This is a genomic window from Streptococcus pseudopneumoniae IS7493 (assembly GCF_000221985.1).
Taxonomy (GTDB): Bacteria; Bacillota; Bacilli; order Lactobacillales; family Streptococcaceae; genus Streptococcus; species Streptococcus pseudopneumoniae.
Map to the genome: position 1 here is coordinate 1,156,195 of NC_015875.1, position 24,330 is coordinate 1,180,524.

Consider the following 24,330-nt stretch of genomic DNA (forward strand, 5'->3'; position numbering starts at 1 on the left):
GCAGGATTTTTGTTTCTGATTAGATTAAGCCTTCCAAGAGACCCTTCATAAAGTTTTCTGAGTTAAACTCTCCAATATCATCGATTTTTTCACCAAATCCAATCAATTTTACAGGAATATTGAGTTCTTCACGGATGGCTAGAACCACACCACCTCGAGCAGTTCCATCAATCTTAGTCAAGACAATTCCTGTCAAAGGGGTAATTTTTGAAAATTCTTTGGCCTGTACCAGGGCATTTTGACCTGTTGATGCATCAAGAGCCAAGAAAGTTTCATGTGGTGCTTCTGGTACAACACGTTTGATGATACGACCAATCTTTTCCAACTCAGCCATGAGGTTATCCTTGTTTTGCAGACGACCAGCGGTGTCAATCATAAGAATATCGATACCTTCAGCTACAGCACGTTCCATGCCATCAAAGACTACACTGGCTGGGTCAGCTTTTTCAGGTCCAGTCACAACTGGAACATCCACACGGCGTCCCCATTCTGCTAGCTGTGCAACTGCACCTGCACGGAAGGTATCTGCCGCAACCAGCATGACCTTCTTACCAGCTTGTTTGTAGCGGTGAGCTAGTTTCCCGATAGAAGTTGTTTTCCCAACACCATTCACACCAACAAAGAGCATGACCGTCAAGCCATCTTGGAAGTGGATGCTTTCATCGTAGTTGCCATCCTTTTCATAAAGCTCAACCAATTTCTCAATAATGACACGGCGTAGTGCATCAGGTTTTTTGGCGTTTTCAAGCTTGGCTTCGTAGCGGAGCTCCTCTGTTAAGTTTGAAGCTACCTGCACACCGACGTCGCTCATGATCAGTAGTTCTTCCAGTTCCTCGAAAAATTCCTCATCAACAGAGCGGAAATTAGCAAAGAAGGCATTCAAGCGGGCACCAAATCCTGTACGAGTTTTCTTGAGACTGCGGTCATATTTTTCCTGAACAGTTTCTTCTACTTGAGGCCTTTCTGGTTCAATAACTTCAGAATTATTTTCTTCTACAGTTTCTAGGAGCTCAGTATTCTCTTCCTCTGGGACTTCTTCTGAGTTTGGAAATTCTTCGACTTCTTCTTGTTGAACTTCTACAACTGGCTCTAAATTGTTATTTTCTTCAACTGTCTCTTGATTTTCCTCTTCTTCAAACACAGCTGATTCAGAACTTTCAACCTCTGCTTCTTCTTGAGGAACTTCCTCAGCTTCTGTGAAGGCAGGCTCAATATCTTCAGACAAATCAAGATTTTCCAGAGCTTCTTTTACAACTTCTTCGATTTTAGGTTCTTCTTTTTTTCCGAATAGACGGTCAAATAATCCCATATCTTAGTTCTCCTTTAGCACGTATTCTTCGATAGCCCAGACGACAGCTTCCTCATCATTGGTCATTGGAGTTACCACATTTGCGACTGACTTAACTTCAGGAACAGCGTTTTGCATGGCAACACCGAGCCCTGCCCACTCAATCATAGAAAGGTCATTGGCCTCATCTCCACAAGCCATGACTTGGCTTTGATCGATTCCAAGATGGCTGATTAGTTTTGCCAAACCTGTTGCTTTGTGAACATTCTTTGGTGACCACTCTAGCAACATTTCACGTGATTTAAAGATTTCATATTGATCAAACAATTCTGGAGAAATCTTCTGAATGGCTGCATCCAAGGGTTCTTGAGCAAAGGCAGTCACGCATTTGTTGTAGGTCATTTGACTAGACAAGTCTGCAAAGTCCACTGGAACAAAGGTCAAAGCTGGATTGAATTTGGCATAAAGACTTTCTTGGTCCGATTGGATTTGATAAACAGTTCCTTCTGAAATAGCATCAAGAGGCAGTGATAATTTCTCTGTTTCCTCATACAAGCGTGCCACATCATCATATGAAAAGACTGTCTTATCAAGGATTTCACCTGTATTTTTCTGAACTAATCCACCATTAAAAGTAATGGTATACTCATCTTCGTGGCCGTCAGTCCCTAGCTCATGGAGGAAGAAATCCATGGCTTTTAAGGGACGACCAGTGGTCAATACAACCTTAATACCACGATCACGCGCAGCTTTTAAGGTTGCCTTGGTACGATCCGTCAGCCTTTTATCAGTAGTCAGCAAGGTCCCATCCAAATCCAATGCAATCAATTTTATATCTGCCATTATAAGCCCTCCATATAAGCTATAACCGACTGGTCCTTATGGTGACCAATCACAGTCTCTGCTAATTCTAAAATTTCTGGTCGTGCATTTTCAGGAGCTACAGGATGTCCCACAACCTGCATCATATGCAAGTCATTTAGATTGTCTCCAAAAGCCATGACCTGATCCATCGTGATGTCAAGTTTTTTAGCTAATTCAACAATAGCCACTCCCTTATCGACATAGTCCAGAACAATATCAATAGATTCAAAGCCAGTTGTCATGGCCTTAACACCAGGGACATTTTCATTGACCCAAGCTTCCCCAGTTTCCAGAGTTTCTTCTGTGAAGTTGGTCGTAAATTTGAAAATGTCATCTGTAATATCTTCCAGACTCGTTACTTTTTGGATATTTTCATTATAATGCTGACTCTGTTTCAAATAGGTCGTATCAACCGTATCTAGAACATAAGAGCCTTTTTTACCCGTCAAGAGCAATTTATTGATATCTACATAAGGTGATGTTTTCAGCTTTTCAAAAGTCGTCAGATAAAACTCACGAGACATGGTCGCTTCATACAAGTTCTGACCTTGATATTCGACCAAACTACCATTTTCTGCGATGAAAATAATGTCATCACGAACATCAGCAAATAATTTTTCTAGTGACAGAAATCCGCGCCCCGAAGCCACTGCAAAGTAAATCCCTTTTTCCTTATAGGAAACCAAGAGAGACTTGAGGCGGTTCATATCAAAGCGTCCATTCCCATCTAGGAAGGTTCCATCCATATCCGTTGCTACTAGTTTAATCATAAATTCTTCATACTCCAATTAATAAATCCATCTTCTATTATACCATAGAAAAAGCAAATAGCGCCTAATCCATTTGAGATTAGACGCTTGATAAACATAAGCGCGTCATAACAAGGTATCTATCATTCATGGAAGACCTCCTGTATACTATTAGTAAAGTAAAACTATTGGAGGATATTGTAATGCCACAACCTATTGTTCCTGTAGAGGTTCCACAATCTCATCGTTTTGATTCTAAAAAGAGAAATGATCTTCTGCTTACAGTTCGTATTGGAAAGCTTGAACTCAGTTTTTTCAAGCTCTCAATCAAGAAATGATAGAAAAACTTTTGGATAAGGTGTTGCTCTATGGCAATTCATCTATCTAGCCTAGGGCAGGTCTATCTCGTTTGTGGGAAAACCGATATGAGACAAGGCATTGATTCACTAGCTTATCTCGTTAAAACCCACTTTGAATTAGATCCCTTTTCAGGTCAAGTCTTTCTCTTTTGTGGTGGACGTAAAGACCGCTTTAAAGCCCTTTACTGGGATGGTCAGGGATTTTGGCTACTTTATAAACGCTTTGAGAACGGTAAACTGACTTGGCCAAGTACAGAAAAGGATGTCAAAGCTCTCACACCTGAACAAGTAAACTGGCTTATGAAAGGCTTTTCTATCACTCCCAAAATAAATTCATCAGAAAGTCGTGATTTCTATTGAAATGAGGACTTTCTTTTTAGTATAGTGAATTGAAATAAGATATGAACATCTCTATCAGGAAAGTCAAATTAATTTATAGAAATATTTTAGCAGTCAAGGTGTACTGTTATAGATTCAATACACTATATAATAAAGTTAGGAAATAAGGAGGAAAGTCTATGGGAGAAGATTGAAAATCATTCAACAACAGAGTGCTATAATTGATAGTCTCACCAATGAACTTGCCCTTCTGCGTGAACAAGTGGCTTATCTAACGCAAAAGCTCTATGGAAAATCCTCTGAGAAAAGTGTTTGCCCCTCTGGACAACTCAGTCTTTTTGAGGAGGAACAAAATCTGGAAGAAGACTCTGACTTACCCAGTTGAAAGAGAAGAAATCACCTACAAACGTAAGAAAGTTAAAGGGAAACGTCAATCTCTTCTTGCCCAATTTAATTCAGAAGAAGTTCATCATCGCTTAGAGGTCTGCATTTGCCCTAACTGTCAGGGAGAGCTAAAAGAAATTGGAGCGAGCCTTCAAGGACAAGAATTGGTCTTTATTCCTGCGCAATTAAAAAGAGTTGATCATATTCAACACGCTTACAAGTGCCAAGCATGCAGTAAGAATAATCCAAGTGATAAAATTGTAAAAGCTCCTGTCCCTAAAGCCCCTTTGGCGCATAGCCTTGGCTCAGCCTCTATTATCGCTCACACCATCCATCAGAAGTTTAATCTGAAGGTACCCAATTATCGCCAAGAAGAAGATTGGGCTAAGATGGGTTTACCAATCACACGTAAGGAAATTTCTAATTGGCATATCAAGACGAGTCACTATTATTTGGAGCCCCTTTATAATCTTTTACGAGAAAAGTTGTTAGAACAATCTCTTCTTCATGCGGATGAAACCTCTTATCGGGTTTTAGAGAGTGATAGCCATCTGACCTACTATTGGACCTTTTTGTCAGGGAAAACTGAGGAACAAGGCATCACTCTTTACCATCATGATCAGCGTCGGAGTGGTTCGGTAGTACAAGAATTCCTAGGAGATTATTCTGGATATGTGCATTGTGATATGTTGCGGCAGTAACTTAGGACTTTAGTCCTCTAGTTCTGCCTATGCGATAGCAGTCCAAGGTTTAGGAGCAAGGCGACGCTAAGCTTGGTAAACTGCGAACCGCTAGAAGCTTATCGTCAACTGGAAGAGGCTGAACTTGTTGGATGTTGGGCACATGTGAGAAGGAAGTTTTTTGAAGCGACCCCCAAGCAAGCAGATAAATCATCCTTAGGAGCTAAAGGTTTAGCTTATTGTGACCAGTTATTTGCCTTGGAAAGAGACTGGGAGGTTTTGCCAGCTGATGAACGACTACAGAAACGTCAAGAAGAGCTCCACCCCCTAATGGAAGACTTCTTTGCTTGGTGTCGGCGTCAGTCAGTTTTACCTGGTTCAAAACTAGGAAGGGCAATTGAATACAGTCTCAAGTATGAAGAAACCTTTAAGGCCATTTTGAAAGACGGGCATCTGGTCCTTTCCAATAATCTAGCTGAACGTGCCATTAAATCATTGGTTATGGGACGTAAAAATTGGTTGTTTTCTCAAAGTTTTGAAGGAGCTAAAGCAACAGCTATTATTATGAGTTTGTTGGAAACAGCTAAACGTCATCAACTAAATAGTGAAAAATATCTATCCTATCTTCTAGAATGTCTTCCAAACGAGGAAACTCTCGTAAACAAAGAGGTTTTAGAGGTTTATTTACCATGGATTAAAGTTGTACAAGAAAAGTGCAAATAAGAAATCTCCAGATTAGGAACTGTCAATGAGTTCTCTAGTCTGGAGATTTTTCAATATACTTCGTTATTGGGCGCTTACAAAGATTATTACTAGATGTTTTGAATATATTCCTATTTTTCAGTTAAGACACCTAACACCAATAATTTTTTGATAATTTTTTCTAAATCTTTTTCGGCTTTCTTCTCCTTTACATCATAATTATTTAATATTTCTGCTAACAAATACTCCCTAGAGATTCCATTTCTGATGCTTTCCCAAATAAATGGAGCAATACCTGTAAGGATGTGAACCTTATTATTATAAATTAGGAATAAATTGTTGTCCTGATATTTTTCAGTGACAAAAGGATTCTTTTCTAACATTCTTAGTTCTCCTCTCCTTTTGATGATTTAAATTACAATATTTTAATAAAAAACTTTATTTCACTAATGCCACAAAATAGATTTATTCTGTGTATTGCGCAATTAATTTTTCGCACTCTAAGTTTATTTTTTGACATTCTTTTAATACTATGACTGTCTTAGCCTTTAAACTTAGTTCATCCGAAAAATCAATCTGATTGTATGATATCACCATTGATTCACTTAAGCTGATATTCAGCTGGTTAGATTTCTCAAGTCTGTGTATTTTTTTAATTAACCATTTTTTATTTGGATTAGTCTCACCAAAAAGTGAAAGGTAGGAACTAATGCAGTCTTCTAACAAAGACAATGCCATATATAGAGAAGTGTCATATGCTCCTTCTTCAAAAGCTCCTTGAATATCTGTAACTCTAATACTATAATACATCCTCACTCCTAGAGGGACAATCAAATTATACTTGTTATAGTCTATAGAATTTTTTAATTTTCTAAAAAATTCTACTCCACCAAGTGGTTGCGCAAATTTTAATCGATGAAAAAAATCATAATAAGGACTATATTTCGATCCTTGTCCTCTATTAACAAGCTCTGCATAATTCTGGATAGCATCTACTTCATGTAACTCAATGTCATAATCAACCTCTCTATATGTAATCGTTAACATTCTTTTATGTTCACGTTTGAATAATGAAAAATCTTGATTTTGATTGACAAAACTTGTTAGAACTTGATCATCAATTCTATTTAAAATTATGAATATATCTATATCAGAGCGACTATTACCAAAACCTTCAAAAATTGAACCTGCAACAAATACTGTATTTATATTAAGAATATTGAATTCCTCGTAGATACTAAATCTCGATAATAAATTTTCTGCTAATTTTTTAGCATTATTATTTAAATGATTCATTAAAACACCTCATTCTTTTGTTTTTTGCTATAAAGGTACATTCTATAATTAGTAACAAACCAAGGTATATTACACAATACATGGAAAATAATTGAATAAATAATATTATGTGTAAAATAGTATATTAGAAATGAGAATAAAGATAGGATGAATAGTTTCAAGTGAAATGTTATATCATTACTCTGTCCAATATAATGAGCTAGATTAAACAATAAAGTTGTTAGTAAAAAGATAATCAATATTTCCTTTATAGAGCCTGTGATTGGGATTGTTCCTCTATAAAACAGTTCCTCTATAAGAGGCATCACGGTAACCTCGCTAAAACGTGATAATAATTGTTCTTTCCTGACCTCCCCAAAATATGAAAATATTGCAGGATTATTTGAATAAGATAAATTTTTAAAATCAATAAGAATATATATGATACTTAAAATAATTGGTAATAAAATCATATAATTTATAAAAAAACTATATGATGGATACTTTATAATAAGAAATATAGCTAGATATGGAATATTAATACTTAATATCCTGACAATACGTAAAAGTAAATCACCTCTAATTTTGCTTTGAATTTGATAAGATAGAGGCAAAGCAATCCAAAATACAACAATTATTGCTAAAACTAGTCTAATCAATGATTTCTCCTGTTTTTTAAAAAAAGATAAAACCATCTTAAGTATTAGACTTAAGATGGTTTTTAAAATTAACTCTATAACACAATCCTGTTAAGCCTTAACATTAATTCCAGCTGCTGATTTTAACTCAGATACTTTAGGTGTTTGGTATTTTTTCTTTGCCATACACTATACTCCTTTCTAAAAATTAAGAACTACACTCTTATTATATATGATTACTATACAAGTATACTATAAATAGCAATAAAAGGCAAGTCTTTCCGTTAATATTAATAGAAATCGATACTACCATTTTTCCTTAAATGAGCCTCTCCAAGTTTTAGCACAACTATTGTAGTTAATATTATTAAAATATTAACTACTAAAAACACAAAGAAAATTGATGATATTTTTAGTAAGGATTGACCAATTAGTATTTCCCTTAGTAAAGAGATTGTATATGATAGAGGGAATAAGCTTCCAATAATTCTTACAAATTTTGGGGATATGCTCAAAGGTACTTGGACACCACTAAAAGTATCTTGTGGACCTTGAATTAATACAAATAATAATGTCCCGTCTCGCATTATTATGAAAAAGCTTGCAATGAAGGCGGACCAAATCCATACCGCTACTATCATTATTATAATAGCTAACGTAATTTTAAGAACGGAAATAAAATCCTTTTCGCTATATAAAAAAATACCTAAAATAAACAATAATATGAAAAACCATGAGTTACTCAAAACTAGTGAAAAACTTCTAATATATATCCACCTTATTTTGTTAATTGGAGCTAAAAATATTTGGCTTAATGTACCTTGAATTCTTTCCGAACCAAGACGCCATGAACTTTGCACAGCATTTGAAAATAGTATAAAAACACAATAGCCTATAAAAATAAAATAATATAGCTGCTGTTCTGAATTAATATTGTCAATTTTTAATTTTTCAATAGGAAACAAACTCAAATTATAAAACGTATGGATAAAAGAAAAAAGTGGCCAAATAATAAGTGAAAATAAATAGAAGCGATTTATACTATCGTTTAATAATGTTCTCCTCAATTCAGCCCTAAACATACTAATCATCTTTATTCTCTTTCTTTAATTTAATTATAGCGTCTTCAAGAGACGGTTCAATTACTTGTAGTTTATTGAATTTGTACCCATGTGACGTTAAAGTACTTAGCACTTCTGTAACCTCTCGATCTTTTAACTTCAGCCTAAATACACACTCTCCATCCACATCAGTTATTTCACTTTCGGGAAATATATTATTCAGATTTAGTATAGACCGATCATCTGTACCAGTCTCGATAAGATTAATAATAACTTCCTTATCTAAAGAAAGCTTCTGCAGTACTTCGTCTTTCGTTCCTTCTAGTATAATTCTACCCTTGTTCAGTATATAAATATAATCACATAATTCTTCAGCTTCTGCCATATAGTGTGTTGTGAGCAAAACTCCCTTATTTTTATTATTAGCAATATCTTTAATTCTTTCTCTTAGATCCCTAGAAACACTAACATCTAATCCAATTGTAGGCTCATCTAGAAAGAGGTAGCTAGGATTGTTAAGTAATCCTTTAATGATTTGAAGACGCTGTTTCATTCCCTTCGAATATTGTTCAACTGGAATATCGCGACTTTCCCACAGACCGAACTCAATTAGTAATGGTTCTGAGATACTTAATGCATCATCCCTCGATATATTATATAGCGAGGCAAAATATACAAGATTTTCAATAGCTGTAAGACGCCAATAAAGATTTCGTTCACCACCGTTAATAACATTGATTTTTTTTCTTGTAAGAGCCAGGTCATCATTAATATCATTACCATCTAGTAAAATTTCTCCACTATCCGGTAGAAGCAATGTCGTCATCATTTTAATTAGAGTAGTCTTTCCTGCACCATTTTCACCCAAAACTCCTATAATTTTTCCTTTAGGTATATTTATTGATACATTCTTTACTGCATTCTTTTTAATTTTAGAACTGCTAAAAATTTTGCTTCTTTTTTTTATAACATAATGCTTACTTACATTTTTTACTTCTAACAACTTTTATCTCCCCTTATTTTTTAATATGAGATGTATCCAATAACTTTCTGCTCCACTTTCTTGTAGTAAAATAAACCAACAAGATAATATATTACTGCCCCTATCAAACCTTTTAAAACCACATTAAATATGTCGTTATAAGTATAGTTAGAAGTCATAAGCATACGGATAAATTCTAGTGCATGAGTCAATGGAATAAGTTCACCAATAAAGCTCAATGGTATTGGCAATATATGTCTTGGAAATGTTATACCTGATAATAAAAATATTACTACAAAGAGTGTATTTTGACTAAGAAATGTGTCTCGCAACCACAGCATAATATTAGAAAGTAACACTCCCATACAAAACGAAATAAGCGAAACATACACAGTTCCTAATATCCATACAACAGGAGATATACTTAAAATTTCCGCCCCTAACATCAAAGCAAGAAGGATTGTACACATACATTCTATACAAGTTCGTCCCAATTGTTCGATAAAAACCCCAAAGTAATATTTTCTAACTTTATAAGGTGTTATTAGTAAACTTTCTAGAGTACCTTCTTTGACTTCTGTAATTAGCGACCTACCAACATTCATTAGAACCGCTACAGACACATTATAAAATATCATTCCTATAGCAGCGTAGGTGAAGTAGTCTTTAATAAAATAACCAGAGCCAATCTTTGATTGATTAGTAAACATATAATTAGCTATCAACCAAAATACTATTAGTTGAAAAAATGCATCTAAGATTCTATTCAAAAATAAAGTAATTGGAAAGTATCTCTTGTACATTTGCCAATTTCGTTTAATTACAGCTAGAATCATCTGTCTCCTCCTTCATAATAGATCTTTTCATAATAAATATTATGTAAGTAGCTTTCTATGGCTACTTTGTTTTGTGGAAGTATATTTTTAGGTAAACTATAAAGCTTGGACCAAAATAAACCTTTTATTTGATTAGGCTCGTTTATACGATATTTAATTTCTCCATCAATTGGGAGATCATAAAGAAAATAAGTATAAATATAATTATCTCTAACATTTTGTATCATCGTAATGAATTTCAATTTTTCTGGAACAACTTCCAAATTTAATTCTTCATGAGCTTCTCGAACTGCTGCATCCCTTAATTCTTCCTGATTTTTAACATGTCCACTGACACCTAAATCCCAATATCCGTCCATATAGCCCGTCTGATCACGTAACTGAAGAAGCACCTCATCCCCACTCTTTATAATTATTGAAACTGTCAATTTAAAGTTTCCGTCTTCCAAAATTATCAAATCAATTTTCCTCTTTGTTTAACATCCAATATTCCCAAATATAATAAACCTGCAAAGATTTATTACCACTCCAATTGTTTGTTACACTATTCACATTTATTTTGGATATACTTCTTTCAGGTAAATTATATAGATATTCAATAGCCCGATGCAAGCCTAGATCAGCAACTGGTACAATATCCGGGGCTGTAAAATAAAACAAACCTAACATTTCAACTGTCCATTTACCTATACCTTTGATACAGATCACAATATCTTTCAATTCACTATATGAATAATCATCTAAAGGTTTCTCCATTTTGCGTACTTTAATAGCTAAACTAATGATAGCGTCTGCACGTGTTAAGGGAATTCCAATTTCCCTTAGTTGAGTAACGGTTAAACTTGTAGCAATGAATTCAGCTGTAGGAAATTGAAAGTAGTGAGTTCCTTCGAATTCTATGCTATCTCCATAATACTCAATAAATCTTCTAACTATATTTGAGGCAGCCTTCAAACTAACTTGTTGGCTAATAATCGTTCGTATTATACAATTCAAGATGTTTGTATCCTTTATGATTCGGAGTCCCTTTAATGATTTAAACAATATTGTGGAGTCTACTGTTCCGTAAGCATAAGCATCTATTTTATTATAATTATTATTATGTAAATCAAAAATACTAAATACTTTGTTAAACATCTGCTGAGTCTCACTATCACTTAGTTCACCTAATAGCATAGTGACTTGAAAATCATTACCACATTGTGAGACTTCAAATAAATAATTAGTATCATTATTTCTAATAAAAATTCTACAAGCACTGTCATCAATTCTCACAATTGGGAATAATTTCCCCATCCTCTCAAGACAGTCCAGTGATTTACTCAAAGAATAATTAGTTACTCTAACTTTTTTTATTGTTTTCATTGTTTTCATTATTTTCTATCTCTGTCATAGCCCAGTTCTTGCTCACATATTTAGGGACGCTACAATATTGTAATGTCCATACACTTTCATATCTATGAGTACACTCCCTTTCATCATACTCAACGACTTGTCTAAAATACTTAACTTTATTCCTTATTATGCTATAATACTTATCTGCGGGTTCAAATATCTGACATTCGATTAACTTATATACTGGCACAGTCACACATGTGATTAAAGGTACATACCCCTCTTCAAATGCCTTTTGTTTTACCCAATCAGCATATTTAAAATATTTGTCATCCAAGTCTAATAGTAGGACACTCCTCAATTGATTTGTAAGAAAAATTGTCTGTTCCAATTCTTTGCATTTTTCCCTATTTAATAGTTTGTATACTTCGTCACATGAGTAGTCAAATTCATTAAGCGATAAAACCCATTCCCCTGAAAAAAATTTTTTAACTATATCAATCGGGATAATCTTCACATTAGAGCCCTTATTAGCTTTCCATTCTAAAAATTCAAATATCACACCTTCAGGTAATTGGTGATTTTCATTATCAGAAAAAATCCAAAGCTCATCACAAATTAGCTCAAGAGATACACAATCTTTGACACATTCAAACTTATTATTCTCATAATAAGTAGTTGACAAATAGTAACCCAAATTGTTAGTTGGATTGACAGGAATATTGCCAGTATTTAATACAAAACTTATAAAAAGTTCAATTAAATGGATGTTATCACCATCGTAAGAAGTATATATCAGCTTTTTCATCCTTTTTGTTCTCCAATTTACTACGTTAATTAATATCAGCAATATGAGTTAATATTATCTTTCGTACTCGTATAATCCACTTATAATCAGATGTATTACTAATGTGAGCTTATTGTCTGACATTAAATAATTAAATCTATCGTATCTTTTGCTATCTTTCTTTCATCTAAGATAATTGCTGGTACTTTTCTTTCACGCAAATGAATACTCAAATGACCTAACACGGAGCCTGATTTAAAAATAAATCCCGATACTTTATTTAATAAAGGAAATAAACTTATATCTGGATAAGGTGCTAGCAATATAGGATTGGAAACTGTTGATATTTTCATTTCTAATTCTTTCAATATAGAGTTATTCTCAACATTTTCCATTTCGTTTACACTAGGTACAACGCTAACTAAGGTTTTATTTTGCATCGCTAGCTTAGAAAATAAAATCTCATCCAGCTCTATAATATTTCCAGATAAAGATCCAGTGGAAATCACACGATACCCTTCAATAGTTTGATAGTTATCATTGATAACTGATTTATCGTCGGACATATCATATACTAAAACCCCTCTATCAGTTAATACCCACTCTACGACCACACCCCTATATTCTATATCTAAGGTTGTCGTTATATCTCGTATTTGATTCAAATGTTCATTTGAGATTTTTGGTACCGGTTCATAATAATCCACTCTAACCGAATTGTTTGTTTGATCAAAAGAATACTGTATTTTCTGTTCAGAAATACACTCATGTATTTTAATCCCATTAACAGAAAGAATAACCTCAGACATATAATTTATCACTTCATTCTTCAAGCCAATCAAATCACCTACAATGTATTCTATTATAATGTTCTGGTTTAATATTTTAGAATAGCCAGACAAAATTGGTTTATGAAATTCAGTTACCCAAACTATGCTAATCCCACCCAACATAGCAATTGAATCTATTGAAGTGCTAAATTCACTTCTATTTATTATCTTATTTTGTTTTTTCCCATCCTGAGTCTCAAATATAAGTAATAATTCTTGACTTGAAAATATCCTATCAATCTCACTCTGAATTGTAACCTCACTTGCTCTAACTTTATCAAATACTAAGAATCCAAGTCTATAATCTCTGTTGATACCTGCATTACGGAGGATTTGTTTCATCCAATGTCGCTTCTTCCATTGCTTAGAAATCAGCCCCTTTTGAAATTTCGGGAACCCCATTTTATGCACTTCGTCTGAATCTAAATCGATGAAAAAGCACTTATCCTTTTGAGCTCTTTCAAAAAATAAAGGTTTCGTTGTGATTGCTCGTATTTGAAATACAAATAATTGACCATCTTGACTAAGTCCCCATTCTAAATCTACTCCTGTCTTACTAAATCCAGCTAATTCTTCAACTTCATAAATTAACTCCTGAATCTTATCTTTATATTCATTATCTTCTTTAAATTGCTTTTCTTCTTGCGTCTCTTCCACTTGCTCGTTATCTATGCTATATATCGAAACATAGTTAATTTCTCCATTAACAACAGATTTATTACTTTTTCCTATCTCTAGTATAAATTCATTTTCCATAGTTAACGGGTTTCTAGAGAATGCCACCCCATTGTATTTTAAGTCAATATACTCTTGAATTAATACCGGAAATATGACATGTTTTTCTTTCCATGTATATTTGTATTTTATATAAGACTCGAATACTCTCATTACTCCACTAACTATGTCAAAATGATTCATTTTGACATTTAACACTGTAGTGTAATTACCCGCACTTGCTGTATCAGTATTATCTTCATTTAATGAGGTACTTCGAATTGCAATCCTTTTATTAACACCATAAGCATCTTCAATCTCATTGAATAAATCATTCCAAAGTGGATTATACTTTGAATCTATTAATTTCTTCTGTAGTAAATTTCCCAAATTTGTAGAATCACTATTAACATCAAAGAAATCACTCCCTATTAAATCCATTAAAAACTCTGAAGAAATGGCGTAAGAATGTGGGGTTTTGACTTTTATTTTTTCTAATAAATTTACATAATAGGCCTTATTACCTATCGTCTTTTTAGTTATATTATTTGCACCATTTAAATTAATTAAGTATTTTTTCATAGATTACCCTTTAAATAAATTTTTATAAATCTTCTTTGGAATAGGACATGTATATTTTGCCGCAGATAAATTATCTGGCTTATGTCCTAAAACTCGCTCTGTATTTTTAAAAGAAAGCTCCCATAAAGCATCTTGCTTCCTTGGTTCTATCATATCTACTGGCATATCAGCATTGTGAGCATCACTAACATTTTTAGCCTTATGATACATGCGTCCAGTATCTTTAACCTTTAACCTTATTACGATTTGTGTAATTGGACATTGCCTAGTTGCTGGAAAATTACTAAACGGTCCCAGTGCCATTATCCATGAGTTATTTTTATTACCCGAGATATCCAGTCTGAGTGAAAGTAATATTAATTCCTCAGAATATTCTTGAGTATTTTCAATAAAAAATGGAGTGTACTCTACTAGTGACTGAATTAACTCTGCAAATCTAACATCAGAATCAATATTTGGAAATAATATTGATAGTACCTCATCTCCTGAAGCTTGCAAATGTTCATTAATTCTACCATATAGCTTACTTATTGAAGATTTAGTGTACTCAGATTCTTTCTCAACAATAAAACGCCAACCGAATTTATCAGCATCACCTGCCATATATTGCGCAAATCCACAGCCAACTTGACCTTGCTTAAACCAATTTTGTGTTAACTCGATAACTAACTCGTCATTCTCCAAAACCTCGTTTTTAGGAATATTATATTTCTTGGAAATATACTCTATATAATCATCTCTATCAGAATAAAATTTACCACTTATATAGTTAGATCTCTTCAATTTTTTAAACTTTTCCATTACAATACCCCGCTTTTTTATATCTTTATAATAAACTATTTTCAGAATATCTTCAACTGCAGCTCTTATTTCATGGTTTAGATAAAAATTAAATATTGTATCAATTTCCTTATCCCGATTTCTGTTGCTACTAGTTTAATTGTCATCCTTCAATACTTTCTAAATCTTTTAACTTAACCGAAACAATTTTTGAGACACCTGACTCTTGCATGGTCACTCCATAGATAGAATCAGCCGCTGCCATGGTTCCCTTACGGTGGGTTACGACGATGAACTGGCTGTCCTTGTCAAAGCGGTTGAGGTAATCCCCAAAACGCTTAACATTAGCTTCGTCCAGCGCAGCTTCTACCTCATCCAAGATGACAAAAGGAATGGTCTTGACACGAATAATGGAGAAAAGCAAAGCAAGAGCTGATAAGGCTTTTTCACCACCACTCATGAGGTTAAGAGACTGGATTTTCTTACCTGGAGGTTGAACAGAAATCTCAACCCCAGCTGTCAGCAGGTCTCCTTCAGTCAAAATGAGGTCCGCTTGACCTCCGCCAAACATCTGTTTGAAGGTCACTTTAAAGGACTCACGAATAGCTTCAAACGTTGATTTAAAGCGTTCCTTTACCTCATCATTCATCTCTGTGATGGTTTCAAGAAGCAGATTTTTCGCTGACAAAATATCATCTCGCTGGCTATTTAGGAAATCCAAACGGTTGTGGACTTCTTCGTACTGGTCAATAGCATCCAAATTGACAGGACCCAGTGAGCGAATAGCCTTCTCTAATTCCTGCACCTCTTGCTCTGCCAGATTGAGGTTTTTCAATTCATGTGCCTTTTCTAGTGCTTCAGTATAGCTAATCTGATACTGGTCTGTTAATTGACTTTGTAAATGGCGTAAGCGCTCGCTGACCTTTTCTTTCTTAGCTTCAGCACGTGTTTGCTTGCGAATCCACTCTTCATTCTGCTGGCGAGCCTGATCCAAATGACTAGCAATATCATCCAGTTGACCTTCAATATCATCCAACTCAAACTGCTTGCGAATTAAACCTTGTTGGAGGTTTGTTTTCTGAGTTTTAGCTTCTTCGGCCTGCTGACTGAGTAAATCCGTATCAACTTTCTCAAGATTGTCAACCTTTTCTTGAAGAAGGCGCTGAATTTCCTCTTGCTCGATATCTAAATTGTCCAATTCCTTGCCTAAACGTTCAATATCTGCAACTCCATAACGTTTTTGTCCTTGCAGTTCTGTCTTAAGCAAGCGAGCTTGCGCTACCTCTTCCTGCAAGTTTTGATAGCGTTCTTGGATAGCATTTTTGTTAGACTTAATTTCTTCAATCTCAGTTTCCAGATTTTGCTTGTCACTGGCAATGGTAGCAAGACGCTCTTGGCATTTTTCCTTATCTGCTTGCCAATCTCCGTCAGAAAGACGATTTAATTCCTCTTCTTGGAGTTTCCAAAGAGTTTCTAGTTCCTCAACTAGCTGACTGGTCTGCTGATAAGCGAGGGATAAGCCCTGCTCCTGAATACGAGCCTGCTCACCCTGAGATTTGATGGCTTCTAATCTTTCTGTCAGTCTAGCCACCTCCTCTTGCAAGGTCTTCAAACTCTCTTCATCTTTACGCAAGCTTGCTTCTTCTTCAGCAATTTCTTTTTGTAATTGCTCCAGTTCTGGCTTGATGAAGATACTATTATTCTGGCGATTGGCACCACCTGCATAAGAACCACCTGTGCGCAACTCTGTACCATCCAATGTCACCATACGAACCTGATAACGAACCTGGCGCGCTGCTGCACGCGCATGTTCTACGGTATCAAAAATCGCTGTCGTGGCTAGCAAGTTTTTGAAAATGGCTTCTAGTCTCTTATCAAACGACACCAACTCATCTGCCATCCCAAGAAAACCTGGGCTTGCAGCGATAGCATCTTGATTCTGGCTAGAAATCGTACGCGCCTTGATCGTTGTCAATGGAAGGAAGGTTGCACGACCGGCTCTGTTTCGTTTAAGGAAATCAATGGCTTTGGTTGCCGACTCTTCATCTTCTACGATGATATGCTGGCTGCTGGCTCCAAGCGCAATCTCTAGGGCAGTTTGATAATGCACATCAAAAGTCAGGTGCTCACTGACTGCACCAATAATCCCACCAAGGCGATCTTTTTCTTGGAGAACACTCTTAACACCTGCATAAAAGTTACTATGATTTCTCAGAATATTTTCCAAACTCTGAGCTCTGGCCTGCTTGTTTTTGAGATTATCCAGACGGTCAAATAGTTGACTTTGTTGAGCTTGATAGGAAGCTTTCTGCTCCTCTTGCTCCTTGGCAATAGCTTGATAATCGGCCAATAATTTTTGAACCTGCTCCTTGGCAGTTTCAAGCTCTTCTTTTTGCTGACTAGCCTTCTCTTTAGCTGTAGTCAGCTGTTCTTTCAGCTTTTCTAGTTGATCTGCTTGTTTTTGAGAAAGCTGACGACTATTTTCCAACTCGTTTTCGATACGGGTCAGCTGGTTTGAGACATCAGCTTCTTCTTGTAAAAGCGCCACAAAGCGTTCACGCAAAAGCTCAATCATCTGATCAGGATCATCTGAAAAAGCTAGCAATTCAGCTTCTAAACGATTGAGTTTTTGATTATTTTTGACTAGATTTTCCTCTAACAGAGTTAAAGAGCTTTCTTTATCAGATTTTTCTTGACTTAGTAAATTTCTCTTATCCTCCAAAGCAGCCAAACGAGCTTGTGCTTCCTGTTGATTCAGGGCTACTTGCTCAAATTCTAATTTCGATAGGGCTAATTTTCTCTCTAAATCACTAATCAGACTAGCCAAGTCCATCAAACTGCCCTGATCTTTGGTCATTTCAGCTTGTAAATCTTGGCGTTGCTTTTTAAGAGTTTGGTTTTCTTCTTCTAATTTTTCACGCTTTTGGTAATAGCTAGTTAAGAGTTCCTGAACCTGTGCCAACTCTTCTGCTGTCGAGTCTAGTTCAGCCTTATTTTCCTTGATTTGAGCAACAAGGACATCCAAGTAAATAGCCTTGCGTTTACCTTCCAAATCTAGAAACTTACGGGTATTTTCAGCTTGCTTCTCAAGAGGCTTGATTTGATTATCCAACTCGTAGATAATGTCCTCAAGACGGTCCAGATTATCCTGAGTTTGCTGCAGTTTACTCTCTGTTTCTTTTCTACGAGTCTTGTATTTCAAAACTCCTGCAGCTTCTTCAAAAATAGCTCGGCGTTCTTCAGGCTTGGAGTTGAAAATCTCCTCAACCTTCCCTTGGGAAATGATAGAGAAGGAATCTCGTCCCAAACCAGTATCCAAGAAAAGGTCATGAATATCACGCAGACGGACTTTCTTGCCGTCAATCTTGTATTCGCTATCTCCGCTACGATAGATATGGCGTTCTACCCTGATTTCTTGACCTGCATCCTTGATAAATCCATCATTATTATCCAGAGTCACAACTACAGAAGCATAATTGAGCGGTTTACGACTCTCTGTTCCGGCAAAGATGACATCTGGCATCTTGCCCCCACGGAGACTCTTAACACTTGACTCCCCCAGGGCCCAACGTAAACTTTCTGTAATATTAGACTTTCCAGATCCATTGGGACCAACGACTGCCGTCACACCTTGGTCAAAGACGACCTTGGTCTTGTCAGCAAAAGACTTGAATCCCTGAATTTCGATTTCCTTTAAATACATGAATCCAGCCCTTTCTCAACGGCATTTTTGGCAGCTTCCTGCTCTGCTAATTTTTTCGAACGACCTTGACCTTGACCAATGCTCTTGCCTTCAACAAGAACTTCTACATCAAAGACCTTATCGTGGGCAGGACCCGTTTCAGAAATCACCTGATAACGGATAGCCACATCGCCATTGACCTGAAGTAACTCTTGGAGATGGGTTTTGTAGTCTGTAATCATCTCAAACTCTCCTGCTTCAACCTTAGGAATCATGACTTGATAGATAAATTCCTTGACCTTGGTCACGTCCTTATCCAAAAGGAGGGCACCAAGAAAGGCTTCAAAGGCATCACCAAGAATGGTATCACGATTGCGACCACCAGACTTTTCTTCCCCCTTACCAAGCTTGATAAACTGATCAAACTGGCAATCACGCGCAAAACCAGCCAAACTTTCCTCGCGGACAATCATGGCACGGAGTTTAGACAGGTCACCCTCAGGCTTTTTAGGATATTTTTTATACAGATATTCTGAAATCAATAACTGTAGAACAGCGTCTCCTAAAAATTCCAAGCGTTCATTGTGTGAAATTTTTAAGAGGCGGTGCTCATTGGCATAACTCGTATGAGTAAAGGCAGTTTCCAGTAAATTTTTGTCTGCAAATTCGATTGCAAAATGGTTCTTTAGTACAGTTTGTAATTCTTTCATACCAACCTCTTTCTAACTGATAACAGTCCTTTTTATTATATCAAAAAAAGCCCCCTGAGTCACTTTAAAACGGGACTGGAAAGCATTTGGGAATTCTTTAAAAAGAGATTTTCAATTTTAAGGGCCAATTTAGGGCTGTGTAAAGAAAAAAGCCCTATTAAAGGCTTTTTTAGGATGTTTACATCCACCCTGAGGGAATCGAACCCCCATCTCAAGAACCGGAATCTTACGTGATATCCATTACACTAAGGGTGGAAACTTGTTTTATTATAACAGAAATTTGCTCTAATAACAAGTTTTTTTCTAGACGGATAGCCCATCTTAGTGGGAAGCATCCCCATTCCAGATTGAGTTTTTCACGATAACATAATCAACGTGTTTAAGGTCAGCAACCTGACGTCCACCTGCATAAGAAATAGCACTTTGAAGGTCTTGTTCCATCTCAGTTAAAGTGTCTTGCAGATGACCTTTGGCAGGAAGCAAGATACGTTTGCCTTCCACATTTTTGTAAGCACCCTTTTGATATTGTGAAGCTGAACCATAGTATTCTTTGAACTGTTCACCATCGACTTCAATCGTTTTCCCTGGACTTTCGATGTGTCCTGCAAAGAGGGAACCAATCATAACCATGCTGGCACCGAAACGGATAGACTTAGCAATATCACCGTGAGTGCGAATCCCTCCATCAGCGATAATCGGTTTACGTGCAGCCTTAGCACACCAGCGTAGAGCAGCCAACTGCCAACCACCTGTACCAAAACCAGTCTTAACCTTGGTAATACAAACCTTACCAGGACCGATTCCGACTTTAGTAGCATCCGCACCAGCATTTTCCAATTCGCGCACCGCTTCTGGTGTTCCTACATTTCCAGCAATGACAAAGGTATCTGGCAATTCTTTCTTTATGTGTTGAATCATAGAAATCACGCTATCCGCATGACCATGAGCAATGTCAATCGTGATGTATTCTGGAGCGTCAGCCTTGAGCTGGCTAACAAACTCATATTCATAGTCCTTAACACCGACAGAAATGGAAGCAATGAGCCCTTGATCGTGCATGCGTTTAATAAAAGGAATGCGTCCTGCCTCATCAAAACGATGCATAATGTAGAAGTAACCCCCTTTAGCCAGTTGCTCTGCTACATTTTCATCCAAAATCGTCTGCATATTAGCTGGCACAACAGGTAGTTTAAAGGTGTGATTTCCTAGAGTGACACTTGTATCTGCTTCTGCACGGCTTTTAATCACACATTTATTTGGAATCAATTGAATATCTTCGTAATCAAAAATTGGAAATTCATTTAACATATCGATGTCTCGTTTCTTTTGTAATGACCTACCTATGCTTGCGCATCACTACGCCTTTTCCGGCGTATCCTTAATTAATTATAAATCAAAGTACAGTTTTTGTCAAATAATTTTATAAATTAAAATATAATGTTCGGATTTTGCTGTATAAATAACAATAAAAAGAGGAGAGATTATTTTCTCCCTACTTCTTTAGTAATATTATTTTTAAAAATTTCTTCGGAGTTTTCCATCATTTCACAAAATTCACTATAGGATGAAGACTTCTGAGGAATTTGGATAGACCATTTCTTTAACAAAGCTCCATAACCTGCTAGCTTTCCTATCTCATTATCAACAACCTTGTCCTTGCTCGGAAAAACAAGACCAGCCTTCTCAGCTTTCAAAATATAAGAATAGGAAATCAGCTGGAATAAGTCCTCACGGTTGATTCCCTTTTCAGTCAATTCCAGTTTTTTATATTTAGTATCTAAGACGATTTTTAACTCTTTATGATAAAAATCTGGATATACTTTTCTTTCACGATTAGAAAATACTGAAATACCGTCCGTCTTATCCTTATTTCTAGGATGTATGAAATCTTTTGGCAACAAGGTATGAACATATTCTTCCCAAAGCCAAGCAACATCAAAGAGAATGCCATGAATTTTTTGCTCTTGATATCCAAAACCGTGCTTTTCTCTGTTTAATATCATCAGACAAAGTTCTTGCAATTTTCTGTACTCTCGAAAGTAGGCATGACGAAGAGGTTTTGTTTGATTTAGTCTTATAATCTTAGCACGATCAGCTTGTTTATACGAAGGTGTTACACGAATTATTTCTGTAATATTTTCACGATTAGTATAAATGATGCCTCTTCCTAGAGATTTTTGATTTTTAATGTACTCGATAGTATGACGAATCAGCTGCATCATCGGATTGTCATAAGTAAATTCTCTTGTAGTATAAGCAATATTACCTGTGAAAGGAAGATTTTTCTTGAGATGATTTACTACATCAATCACTCCCTTGATATGACTATCATTATGGGAAAACCTCTGGTATTCCTTATAAAGTCCCTTTCGCATAGCAGCTTCCAAATACTTTGGAAAGAGGTAGATTAAAAGCTGATAGAGTCTTTCCTCGCGCGATAAAACAACATCCAAACTAGTGAGATTGATATTTAGAACTTTCTGCAATAGATAATGCAAAAAATAGTCATCACTTTTACTCGAAAAGCGAGAAGAAATGGTTAATCTCTCCTGACCACACCCCAGAAATCCAATCACATTCCCTGTCTTAATTTTCTGATTGACTGTTTCCAAAATCTTTTGGTCCTTATCCAAATCAGGAGAATTTTTCAGGTCGTTTGGAAATATAAAGATACTATCTTCTTGAGAAAGATTATCTAGAGTTCTATCTAAAAGAACTTGACTAATTTTAGGATATTCTGTGATAAACTCTTCTTTGTTTAAGGCCTGTTGATTGTCAGTTAACTGCATCGTCATCACCAATATCTTGCTGATTTCTCAAATCATATGCTTTTTTCAAAGTATTCAGTATTTCGTCTTCTTCATAAGAACCACGTAGATAATCTTCCAAAAGTGGTTTGAGGTAATCAGACCAGAGTAATTCATAGTCAAAATCTACATCCTTCAACTTAAGGAAATAACTTGGTCCGATATGATAATGACTGTTTAGCTCCTGAACATTTTCGATAGCAGCATTTAAGTTTCTTAAACGTTTTTTCGCTTCTTTTGCTTCATCACCGAGAACATCGTCTAGCATACCAACTTGACTCTCAGCAGTAATTTCAACAAAACGGAAACGACGACGCATAGCAAAATCAAAGGTATCCACTGAGCGGTCAATATCATTCATAGTCCCAATGATATAAACATTTTCAGGGATATAAAATTTCTCATCAGTCTCATGTAAATTAGCATACTGGGTAGAAACACTTCCCTTTTCACCACGATAACCAGAATCGATAGAGAAAAAGAGTTCACCAAAAATCTTAGAAATCTCCCCACGATTGATCTCATCGATGATGAAAACGAAGTTTTTGTCTGTTTCAACCTCTTCTGGAGAAATATAGTCTTTCAAACCAAATCTTTTCTTTAAAGTTTCAAGGACTTTTTTTCCTTGGTTATGATAATAGGGCTGTTTCAGATAGTTTTCATCTTTATATAGTTCATAAACATAAGATTTTGTTAAGACAGTTCCTTGGGCTTTAGTTTCATAATTGATATTAAAATTATTTCGACTATTTACTGTTAGATAGGAAAATTCTGTCAAATATTCTTTTTCATCTCTGTTATTTATATACTCAAGATAAAGATCCCAAGCTTCATCAAAATTATCTTGACCTCCAATCTTCTTAGAATCTATAGCATTCTGACAAAACTTCTTAAAAATACCTTCTTTTAATTTAAAAAATATACTGCCATCCTCATTTGAATCCGGTCTTAACCCCTCAACAAAATCCGTATAATCATAAGATGGATGAAACTGTACAAAGCCGATTTGATCTTCGTTGCCATCCGTTAATTCTTTAGCAATTTCTTTAGCAAGATAAGTTTTTCCCGTGCCAGGAGCACCGCGGAGGATGAGGTTTTTGGATTGTAATAAGATATTCTTATACTCGTTGATATTTTCTGACATGTTTATCTCTTCCTTTTCTGATTCTCTATAAAAACTAGTGAAATTATCATAAAACTCTTTTAAAATATCGTTAGGTTCAGCAGTTGATTCCAACTCTAAGTCCTTGACAAAGTATTTATACTCTAAATCTTCATCTCGATTATTACTATACCATTTTACAATTTTAAATTCTGTGAGTTTAAATCTCTGAAAACCACACCTTATATTTATCCATGAGTTATCAATGTCACTCAGCCGATAGCCAAAGTAAGGTGACTTAATATATCCATCACCACTCTTTGGACCAAAATGACCTGTGTTAAGCATTTCAACTTTGTACGGAATACCCTCAATAGTCAGAGCAGGATAAAGATATTCAGCTCCATCTAATTTTTGAGAACGTTTCATTTTTATATCTTTCGAATTATAGATATTTGCTTGATTCACAAATTTAGACAAAAATTCTCTGAAGACTTTATAACGCTCTAAGTTAACTCCACTTTTTACAAACTCATAAGATTTATTTATAAAAGGTAAAATCTCATTTAATGAATTTTCGTCCTTAATAAAATACTCAGCATCAAGTGTCCAACCGAATGAATCAGGCTTCTTATTAAACAACAAAATATCTGAATCACGAAGACTCTTAGAGAGAACGGCAATCTTTATTCCTTTATTCTGAAAATTAATCTCTATAAAATTTTGCAACTTCCCTTTCCTATTCTTAACCTGAAAAGAAATATAACTTTTTGTTTGATTTTCAATTGCATCTGGGAATTCTTTTTTTATCCTGTCAATGAAAGTTTGTTTTGAAACCATTGTG

General features: G+C 35.5%; 21 protein-coding genes, 1 tRNA gene and 2 pseudogenes. 4 read left to right on the forward strand and 20 right to left on the reverse strand.

The window, feature by feature from the left end:
- Positions 1 to 19: 19 nt before the first annotated feature.
- Genes ftsY through SPPN_RS06000 form a run of 3 tightly spaced genes read right to left on the reverse strand, consistent with a single transcriptional unit; the run spans position 20 to position 2,922 of the window.
- Positions 20 to 1,309 carry a signal recognition particle-docking protein FtsY gene (gene ftsY, locus SPPN_RS05990; protein WP_000522299.1) on the reverse strand — a complete coding sequence of 430 codons (1,290 nt, stop codon included), beginning with the start codon at positions 1,307 to 1,309 and terminating at the stop codon, positions 20 to 22.
- A 3-nt stretch (positions 1,310 to 1,312) separates the two neighbouring features.
- Positions 1,313 to 2,131 (reverse strand): Cof-type HAD-IIB family hydrolase, encoded by an 819-nt coding sequence (locus tag SPPN_RS05995; RefSeq protein WP_000763435.1) that lies wholly within the window; start codon positions 2,129 to 2,131, stop codon positions 1,313 to 1,315.
- Positions 2,131 to 2,922 carry a Cof-type HAD-IIB family hydrolase gene (locus tag SPPN_RS06000; protein ID WP_000594112.1) on the reverse strand — a complete coding sequence of 264 codons (792 nt, stop codon included), beginning with the start codon at positions 2,920 to 2,922 and terminating at the stop codon, positions 2,131 to 2,133. Before SPPN_RS06000 ends, SPPN_RS05995 begins: the two co-directional genes overlap by 1 nt.
- Positions 2,923 to 3,104: 182 nt before the next feature.
- Between SPPN_RS06000 and SPPN_RS13920 the strand changes: the two are divergent.
- The 4 genes and pseudogenes from SPPN_RS13920 to SPPN_RS13925 all read left to right on the forward strand — a co-directional run.
- Positions 3,105 to 3,289, forward strand: a pseudogene (locus tag SPPN_RS13920) (hypothetical protein).
- Positions 3,270 to 3,620: an IS66 family insertion sequence element accessory protein TnpB gene (gene tnpB, locus SPPN_RS06010; protein WP_000974360.1), complete on the forward strand. Its 351-nt coding sequence runs from the start codon at positions 3,270 to 3,272 to the stop codon at positions 3,618 to 3,620. The pseudogene SPPN_RS13920 and the gene tnpB overlap by 20 nt, the downstream one beginning before the upstream one ends.
- A gap of 169 nt (positions 3,621 to 3,789) precedes the next feature.
- Positions 3,790 to 3,984, forward strand: coding sequence for an IS66 family transposase (locus SPPN_RS13300; RefSeq protein ID WP_014017266.1), 195 nt, complete (start codon positions 3,790 to 3,792; stop codon positions 3,982 to 3,984).
- Positions 3,968 to 5,383 (forward strand): annotated as a pseudogene (locus SPPN_RS13925) (IS66 family transposase); the annotation flags it as partial. The gene SPPN_RS13300 and the pseudogene SPPN_RS13925, both read left to right, overlap by 17 nt.
- Before the next feature lie 113 nt (positions 5,384 to 5,496).
- Here SPPN_RS13925 and SPPN_RS06030 read toward each other — a convergent pair.
- The 17 genes from SPPN_RS06030 to SPPN_RS06110 all read right to left on the reverse strand — a co-directional run bounded on the left by SPPN_RS06030 (position 5,497) and on the right by SPPN_RS06110 (position 24,326).
- Entirely contained in the window at positions 5,497 to 5,748 is a 252-nt protein-coding gene (locus SPPN_RS06030) for a PqqD family protein (protein ID WP_000890592.1), read from the reverse strand.
- An 82-nt stretch (positions 5,749 to 5,830) separates the two neighbouring features.
- A complete protein-coding gene (locus tag SPPN_RS06035) occupies positions 5,831 to 6,661 on the reverse strand; it encodes a hypothetical protein (protein WP_001016194.1) in 831 nt (276 codons plus the stop codon).
- Positions 6,661 to 7,299: a CPBP family glutamic-type intramembrane protease gene (locus SPPN_RS06040; protein WP_000620476.1), complete on the reverse strand. Its 639-nt coding sequence runs from the start codon at positions 7,297 to 7,299 to the stop codon at positions 6,661 to 6,663. Before SPPN_RS06040 ends, SPPN_RS06035 begins: the two co-directional genes overlap by 1 nt.
- Before the next feature lie 269 nt (positions 7,300 to 7,568).
- Positions 7,569 to 8,369: an ABC transporter permease gene (locus tag SPPN_RS06045; RefSeq protein WP_000624863.1), complete on the reverse strand. Its 801-nt coding sequence runs from the start codon at positions 8,367 to 8,369 to the stop codon at positions 7,569 to 7,571.
- On the reverse strand, positions 8,362 to 9,342 hold the full coding sequence (locus SPPN_RS06050) for an ABC transporter ATP-binding protein (RefSeq protein ID WP_000895179.1): 981 nt from the start codon (positions 9,340 to 9,342) through the stop codon (positions 8,362 to 8,364). Before SPPN_RS06050 ends, SPPN_RS06045 begins: the two co-directional genes overlap by 8 nt.
- A gap of 20 nt (positions 9,343 to 9,362) precedes the next feature.
- The gene (locus SPPN_RS06055; protein WP_000599441.1) at positions 9,363 to 10,157 is read right to left on the reverse strand and encodes an ABC transporter permease; all 795 of its coding nucleotides are present in this window, start codon (positions 10,155 to 10,157) and stop codon (positions 9,363 to 9,365) included.
- A complete protein-coding gene (locus tag SPPN_RS06060) occupies positions 10,154 to 10,615 on the reverse strand; it encodes an NUDIX hydrolase (protein ID WP_000584689.1) in 462 nt (153 codons plus the stop codon). Before SPPN_RS06060 ends, SPPN_RS06055 begins: the two co-directional genes overlap by 4 nt.
- Before the next feature lies 1 nt (position 10,616).
- Complete coding sequence (locus SPPN_RS06065) at positions 10,617 to 11,531, reverse strand: DNA-3-methyladenine glycosylase family protein (RefSeq protein ID WP_000855624.1); 915 nt, start codon at positions 11,529 to 11,531, stop codon at positions 10,617 to 10,619.
- Positions 11,500 to 12,300, reverse strand: coding sequence for a hypothetical protein (locus SPPN_RS06070; RefSeq protein WP_000734059.1), 801 nt, complete (start codon positions 12,298 to 12,300; stop codon positions 11,500 to 11,502). Before SPPN_RS06070 ends, SPPN_RS06065 begins: the two co-directional genes overlap by 32 nt.
- Positions 12,301 to 12,422: 122 nt before the next feature.
- On the reverse strand, positions 12,423 to 14,405 hold the full coding sequence (locus SPPN_RS06075) for a PEP/pyruvate-binding domain-containing protein (RefSeq protein ID WP_000760347.1): 1,983 nt from the start codon (positions 14,403 to 14,405) through the stop codon (positions 12,423 to 12,425).
- A gap of 3 nt (positions 14,406 to 14,408) precedes the next feature.
- Positions 14,409 to 15,206, reverse strand: a complete 798-nt coding sequence (locus SPPN_RS06080; RefSeq protein WP_000410458.1) for a hypothetical protein — start codon at positions 15,204 to 15,206, stop codon at positions 14,409 to 14,411.
- A 142-nt stretch (positions 15,207 to 15,348) separates the two neighbouring features.
- Positions 15,349 to 18,888 (reverse strand): chromosome segregation protein SMC, encoded by a 3,540-nt coding sequence (gene smc, locus SPPN_RS06085; RefSeq protein ID WP_000280969.1) that lies wholly within the window; start codon positions 18,886 to 18,888, stop codon positions 15,349 to 15,351.
- On the reverse strand, positions 18,879 to 19,577 hold the full coding sequence (gene rnc, locus SPPN_RS06090) for a ribonuclease III (protein WP_000661493.1): 699 nt from the start codon (positions 19,575 to 19,577) through the stop codon (positions 18,879 to 18,881). Before rnc ends, smc begins: the two co-directional genes overlap by 10 nt.
- Before the next feature lie 183 nt (positions 19,578 to 19,760).
- Positions 19,761 to 19,832, reverse strand: a tRNA-Arg gene (locus tag SPPN_RS06095).
- Positions 19,833 to 19,898: 66 nt separating this feature from the next.
- Positions 19,899 to 20,885: a GMP reductase gene (locus tag SPPN_RS06100; RefSeq protein ID WP_000931173.1), complete on the reverse strand. Its 987-nt coding sequence runs from the start codon at positions 20,883 to 20,885 to the stop codon at positions 19,899 to 19,901.
- A gap of 173 nt (positions 20,886 to 21,058) precedes the next feature.
- Positions 21,059 to 22,366, reverse strand: coding sequence for an McrC family protein (locus SPPN_RS06105; protein WP_001177513.1), 1,308 nt, complete (start codon positions 22,364 to 22,366; stop codon positions 21,059 to 21,061).
- Complete coding sequence (locus SPPN_RS06110) at positions 22,353 to 24,326, reverse strand: McrB family protein (RefSeq protein ID WP_000253880.1); 1,974 nt, start codon at positions 24,324 to 24,326, stop codon at positions 22,353 to 22,355. Before SPPN_RS06110 ends, SPPN_RS06105 begins: the two co-directional genes overlap by 14 nt.
- Between the last annotated feature and the right edge of the window lie 4 nt (positions 24,327 to 24,330).

Bases quoted from the DNA above. Each gene is read 5' to 3' on its own strand.
- ftsY (WP_000522299.1), bottom strand. From the start codon at position 1,309: ATGGGATTATTTGACCGTCTATTCGGAAAAAAAGAAGAACCTAAAATC.
- SPPN_RS05995 (WP_000763435.1), bottom strand. From the start codon at position 2,131: ATGGCAGATATAAAATTGATTGCATTGGATTTGGATGGGACCTTGCTG.
- SPPN_RS06000 (WP_000594112.1), bottom strand. From the start codon at position 2,922: ATGATTAAACTAGTAGCAACGGATATGGATGGAACCTTCCTAGATGGG.
- tnpB (WP_000974360.1), top strand. From the start codon at position 3,270: ATGGCAATTCATCTATCTAGCCTAGGGCAGGTCTATCTCGTTTGTGGG.
- SPPN_RS06030 (WP_000890592.1), bottom strand. From the start codon at position 5,748: ATGTTAGAAAAGAATCCTTTTGTCACTGAAAAATATCAGGACAACAAT.
- SPPN_RS06035 (WP_001016194.1), bottom strand. From the start codon at position 6,661: ATGAATCATTTAAATAATAATGCTAAAAAATTAGCAGAAAATTTATTA.
- SPPN_RS06045 (WP_000624863.1), bottom strand. From the start codon at position 8,369: ATGATTAGTATGTTTAGGGCTGAATTGAGGAGAACATTATTAAACGAT.
- SPPN_RS06055 (WP_000599441.1), bottom strand. From the start codon at position 10,157: ATGATTCTAGCTGTAATTAAACGAAATTGGCAAATGTACAAGAGATAC.
- SPPN_RS06065 (WP_000855624.1), bottom strand. From the start codon at position 11,531: ATGAAAACAATGAAAACAATAAAAAAAGTTAGAGTAACTAATTATTCT.
- SPPN_RS06070 (WP_000734059.1), bottom strand. From the start codon at position 12,300: ATGAAAAAGCTGATATATACTTCTTACGATGGTGATAACATCCATTTA.
- SPPN_RS06075 (WP_000760347.1), bottom strand. From the start codon at position 14,405: ATGAAAAAATACTTAATTAATTTAAATGGTGCAAATAATATAACTAAA.
- SPPN_RS06080 (WP_000410458.1), bottom strand. From the start codon at position 15,206: ATGGAAAAGTTTAAAAAATTGAAGAGATCTAACTATATAAGTGGTAAA.
- smc (WP_000280969.1), bottom strand. From the start codon at position 18,888: ATGTATTTAAAGGAAATCGAAATTCAGGGATTCAAGTCTTTTGCTGAC.
- rnc (WP_000661493.1), bottom strand. From the start codon at position 19,577: ATGAAAGAATTACAAACTGTACTAAAGAACCATTTTGCAATCGAATTT.
- SPPN_RS06100 (WP_000931173.1), bottom strand. From the start codon at position 20,885: ATGTTAAATGAATTTCCAATTTTTGATTACGAAGATATTCAATTGATT.
- SPPN_RS06105 (WP_001177513.1), bottom strand. From the start codon at position 22,366: ATGCAGTTAACTGACAATCAACAGGCCTTAAACAAAGAAGAGTTTATC.
- SPPN_RS06110 (WP_000253880.1), bottom strand. From the start codon at position 24,326: ATGGTTTCAAAACAAACTTTCATTGACAGGATAAAAAAAGAATTCCCA.